Here is a 4,438-nt window from a genome sequence, read left to right on the forward strand (position 1 = left end):
TAACGATTAAATCCGAAACCTCGACCTCTGCGATTTTGTCGTGCTAACGACTGCTCTTGCTGTATTGCTTTTCCAACGACTGGAGCTGCTGCGTCAAGTTGTTTACTTGCATGGTCAAGCTGCTCACACTGCTCTGTAAGCGTTGGTTCTCCTCGCTGCTCTGCTCGAATCTTTTCTCTAAATCCTTGTAGAGCTTCACGAACTCGCTGTGCTGCTCCTTGTGCTGCCTCTCTAAAACCTCGAAGGCGTGCAAAAGTTGTTTCTCTAGCTCGGTCATTTATTTCCTCTCCAACTTGATCAGCTCGTTCTTGCCATCGTTCATTGTCCACCCCTCCAGAATCGAGTAACCCTCTGGTATCACAATAAAACGTTCCCCTTTCTGGCTCTCGTACAGAGAAAGCCCCCAAGTCTTGTTCTGGAACTGCTCTAGGATCGCTTTTTGGCGGGCTATCTTTTTCTGATTGTCTAATATCGTCTGCCCTTGATACCAAGCGATCCCGTAACTGACGATCACCAAAAATAACAGGGTCACTGGCAACCAAATCCATGTTTTCATCACCAAGAGATTCAAACGTGATTGCTGCTCTTGGATGTCGTTTATGATTTTCTGCTCGCTTGATTTCAACGCATCTTGAATACGTTGTTCGTGCCTCTCGAAGTCTTTCTTTAGCGTTTGCTCGATAGCGTTGGCTTGCTTCTTCGATTGCGAATTGAAGTCCCTCGCCATATTCAAAATCTTGCTCATACAACAAACCTTTTAATCTTATGTTTCGTTTCCCACTTTCGGGATTCTTAATGCTGATGCTTTTAGCTGTCACTCTGGCAATCTCAAATCCTTTGCTTTCAAGCGCACCAATTACCCCTTTTCGACTACGGATCGCGCCTGATTGAGCAAGATTAAGTAGACCATCGGTAAGAAGTTGCTGAATCTCTTTTGCATCGGATGGAGTGTCTTTAGCACTCACCAAGCCTTGCTGATTAGCAGGGTCATCTGGGTCATGAAGCCCTAGTTCAAGATTCTGAATGGTGCGCCACGCATCGATACGAGGATTGTCTGCAAAGTGGTAGTAAGGTTGAAGTCGCTTGCCAGAATGAAGCTCAATATTTGGAATAACAAAATTCAGCTCTAACCGCCCTTTATCAAGATGCTCTACCCAAAGAATGGAGTATTGGTCTTTGTCTAAGCCTGGTAACAAAGCCTTTTCAAAATCAGCCATGAGGCGATCTTTAATCTCTTGTGATAAGTCCGTTTCAGCAAAACAGAGAAAGCCCGATGTGTACTTTTTGGCGTAAGGACTCGAATCAATGAGTGATTGAACTAAATCAGGATCGCCTTGATTGAGTGTCGCCCTCTCCCGATTTCTATCTTTCCCTAAGAGATAATCAACAGGGCCACTCCCAATACCCTTACCTCTACGAGCGAACTGAACAATCATACTGAGATCTCATACTTTGCCATTATTTGCCCAAGCTGACGCTCGATTGCTGAAAGTTGAGCCAATACTTGAACCACATTCACGACATCATAATTCTGGGTATTCACTACTCTAGTGATCTGATTCAAGTTATTTCCAAGTCCAGATAACTGGCGCAATAATGCGGGGTCTACTTTAGGAACATTGGCTCTTTTAAGAGTCCGTTCCCCAAGACAAGTCTCTCTCACCCAAGGAGCTAATTCCGCACCATCACACCGATCTTTCAGAGCTTGAAGTTCAGTCTCAGTGACTCTGATCTTGATGGACTTTTCTCGTATTACTTTCTTCTTTTCAGTCATGGCAATTCTTTAGTTTGAGTGCTTTTAACTAGGGTTAAGGGAGCGTAGCGTCCCTTACAAGGCACAATGACAACGTAACGAAGTGGAGGGGGCTTTGTGTAGCCTTGCTTATGTGCTTAACAAAAGATAGAAAGTAAGATAAAGAAATGCAAATAAGGGAAATCATGAAGTATCAAACAATGACAGTAAGAGCAAAGAGGAGGCTAGCCAAGCTAGCGCAAACCACCCTTTCGGCTGCGCCGACCCCTACCCATTTCAACTCAAATTTATGAGTGATTTGGGTATCTTTTTGGTCGCTTTCAGATTGGGTAAGTCTCTTCCCTTTCGGGCTGCCCTGCGCTGTGAGTAAGGCTTTACGCCCCCATTCCAGTCTCACAACACTAATCAATTATTCCTTTTCCGCAGTTCTCCCTCTAGCAGCTACAAGAGAGCGGTTTTATCGTGCTTTCGCAAGTTTTGATTAGTGCCTTTACCTGCCACCTTTGGAACTTCCCTTGGTCGGTGGCTGATGCGCATCGCTCTGTCCAAAACATCTTGAGTCCAAACAGAGTGCAGGAATACTTGAAGTGCTTAAACGATATGGGCTATCATGAAAGGACTTACACAGGCCGTCAAACCGGTAAGTATTCCGATCAAAGCCGACCTTGCAGGGTCGGTTTTGTCACATCTGGGGATTGAGATTACAACCAAAGAGCTGGGATCTCAACGATCCTTTTCTAAGGTAATGAACGTCCTCAAGAAAAACGCCTCCCATTGGGAGGCGTTTTTCGTATCTGCCAGATGTAAAAAAGGTCGCCGGTTTGGGCAACCTTTTGCGTTCTATCGTTCAGTTCGCACAACGAGTGTTACGTTAAATTACTCATTACTTTCTTTTAAACCAAAGCAGTCCCACTCTATCAGCAATCGACTAAAATTATTTTTTGAAAGATATTTGGCATCTACACACTTACCATCATCATCGTACAGCACAAGGAAAAAAGAACTCGATTCTAGTGTACGACCTAACGAAAGCCATTGATCAACAATTGTCTCGTAATGTTCTTGATATGATGCGATTTCAAAGCCTTTGTTATTCGATGTTTTAAAATAAATTTTTAGTTTCACGCTTTATCCCATTTATCTCATACACATCATATTTAAGACTAGGTTTGTGTGAGCAATTGAACGTTCTTAATAGACTTAGGCCAAAAAAAACCACTATATACGCAATTGAGCACTATTATAAAGTTACATGCATATCAACACTTTGTGAGTATTGCGTTATGGCTTTGTGTAAAATAAAAAAATACGACACTTTAGTAGATGCTCATACGATTAAACTTCTCGAAAATTTAACAATGGAAATTGGAAATGAAGAAGTTGCTCTACAAGTCACTATTTTGTCATTTGAAAAACTTTGGCATCAAATGGAAATGCATGGAGAGCCCAAAAACACATTTGAATGGCTTCAAATCGAAGCAAAGAAGCTCATAATTTAAAGCAACATAACGTTGTGGTGGTGATTATTATTCCTATTACGTTAAATAGCCGACTTAGCATCTCAAAACGCCAACCTGACGCTCTCAAAACGCTCCAGGAGCGTTTTTAAGCACTTATCCTTACCTACTTAGCCAGAAATCGGGCTGTAAGTTTGTGACGCTTTCAGAGCGATTTACAGGGCAAAAAGTTCGCTGTTCGATTGAAACAAAAAACGCCCTCTAAGAGCGTTTTTTCTATGTTTTCATCTTATCGATGGCATCTTTGGTGATCAGCTCGTTAGCTATCTCCAAGTTCTCTTTGTACTTCTTCTCTTTGTACTTCTCATATTCAAAGCGAGATAACGAACTTCTCGGATCGTACTCGTAATGCTGACAGAATTGCTCAAAAGTAACAGCTGCACTCATAGACACCTCTTAATCTTTAAACTGAAAACTTCGCATAAAGCTCTGGCTCTTTAGAGAGTAGAGTCAGGACTTTGCTTGCTAAACCTGTCGGATTTCTCCGTCCTTGCTCCCAACTTTTCACGGTATCAATACTCACATCCATCGCTTGTGCCAACTCTTTTTGGCTGACATCCAGTTGTGCTCGGATCGCTTTAACATCGGCAATCTCATAACGAGTGACATTCGCAGGAGTCTGCTCTCCTTTTGCAATCGCTTCGGCTTGCTTCATCGATGTATAAAGTTCATCAAAAATACTATTGCTCATTGTCATACTCTCTCTTAATCGACCTCGACACTTCTTTAAGGAGATTCTTCTCTTTCTGAGTTAAAGAGTCCTTTCTCCCTTTCTTGTACAGCAACACCAAATAGACAACATCAGGTTGGATCAGTAAGTAAATCGTTCGATAACCACCACTCTTACCTGTCGATTCTCCAGCAAGGCGAACTTTTCTTAGCCCTCCCGTTCCGACAATCAACGATCCCATTTCTGGGTTTTTGATGATGTCTGACTGCAACGCTCGAAACTCTTCATCCGTGAGCATCTCTTTTCGCTGAGATTCAAACAATGGCGTTTCAATAAACTCTAATGCGTAGCTAATAACCCGATCCTCTCCCAAAAGAATAGGAGTACATTGTACTCCTGGCAAGCGTATTTTCAAATGTATTAACGATTAAATCCGAAACCTCGACCTCTGCGATTTTGTCGTGCTAACGACTGCTCTTGCTGTATTGCTTTTCCAAC

The 4,438-nt window shown here is 42.5% G+C and carries 8 protein-coding genes; 1 reads left to right on the plus strand and 7 read right to left on the minus strand.

Going from position 1 to position 4,438, the window contains the following annotated elements; genetic code table 11:
- Positions 1 to 43: 43 nt before the first annotated feature.
- The 4 genes from R7R24_RS31010 to R7R24_RS24095 form a co-directional block, all read right to left on the minus strand.
- The gene (locus R7R24_RS31010) at positions 44 to 277 is read right to left on the minus strand and encodes an MbeD/MobD family mobilization/exclusion protein (RefSeq protein ID WP_169567099.1); all 234 of its coding nucleotides are present in this window, start codon (positions 275 to 277) and stop codon (positions 44 to 46) included.
- A complete protein-coding gene (locus tag R7R24_RS31015; RefSeq protein WP_203506492.1) occupies positions 278 to 745 on the minus strand; it encodes an MbeB family mobilization protein in 468 nt (155 codons plus the stop codon).
- A 687-nt stretch (positions 746 to 1,432) separates the two neighbouring features.
- Positions 1,433 to 1,774: a MobC family plasmid mobilization relaxosome protein gene (locus tag R7R24_RS24090; RefSeq protein ID WP_169608416.1), complete on the minus strand. Its 342-nt coding sequence runs from the start codon at positions 1,772 to 1,774 to the stop codon at positions 1,433 to 1,435.
- 855 nt (positions 1,775 to 2,629) lie between these two features.
- Positions 2,630 to 2,878, minus strand: a complete 249-nt coding sequence (locus R7R24_RS24095; RefSeq protein ID WP_213912511.1) for a hypothetical protein — start codon at positions 2,876 to 2,878, stop codon at positions 2,630 to 2,632.
- A gap of 158 nt (positions 2,879 to 3,036) precedes the next feature.
- Between R7R24_RS24095 and R7R24_RS24100 the strand changes: the two genes are divergently transcribed.
- Positions 3,037 to 3,252, plus strand: coding sequence for a hypothetical protein (locus R7R24_RS24100; RefSeq protein ID WP_031819061.1), 216 nt, complete (start codon positions 3,037 to 3,039; stop codon positions 3,250 to 3,252).
- Positions 3,253 to 3,486: 234 nt separating this feature from the next.
- Here R7R24_RS24100 and R7R24_RS24105 read toward each other — a convergent pair whose 3' ends face one another.
- Genes R7R24_RS24105 through R7R24_RS24115 form a run of 3 tightly spaced genes read right to left on the minus strand, consistent with a single transcriptional unit; the run spans position 3,487 to position 4,343 of the window.
- A complete protein-coding gene (locus R7R24_RS24105) occupies positions 3,487 to 3,657 on the minus strand; it encodes a hypothetical protein (protein WP_158090427.1) in 171 nt (56 codons plus the stop codon).
- Between the two features lie 16 nt (positions 3,658 to 3,673).
- Positions 3,674 to 3,961, minus strand: coding sequence for a NadS family protein (nadS, locus tag R7R24_RS24110; protein ID WP_029946694.1), 288 nt, complete (start codon positions 3,959 to 3,961; stop codon positions 3,674 to 3,676).
- On the minus strand, positions 3,951 to 4,343 hold the full coding sequence (locus R7R24_RS24115; protein ID WP_224723981.1) for a type II toxin-antitoxin system RelE/ParE family toxin: 393 nt from the start codon (positions 4,341 to 4,343) through the stop codon (positions 3,951 to 3,953). Before R7R24_RS24115 ends, nadS begins: the two co-directional genes overlap by 11 nt.
- Positions 4,344 to 4,438: the final 95 nt, after the last annotated feature.

This window comes from Vibrio sp. 704 (genome assembly GCF_033339295.1).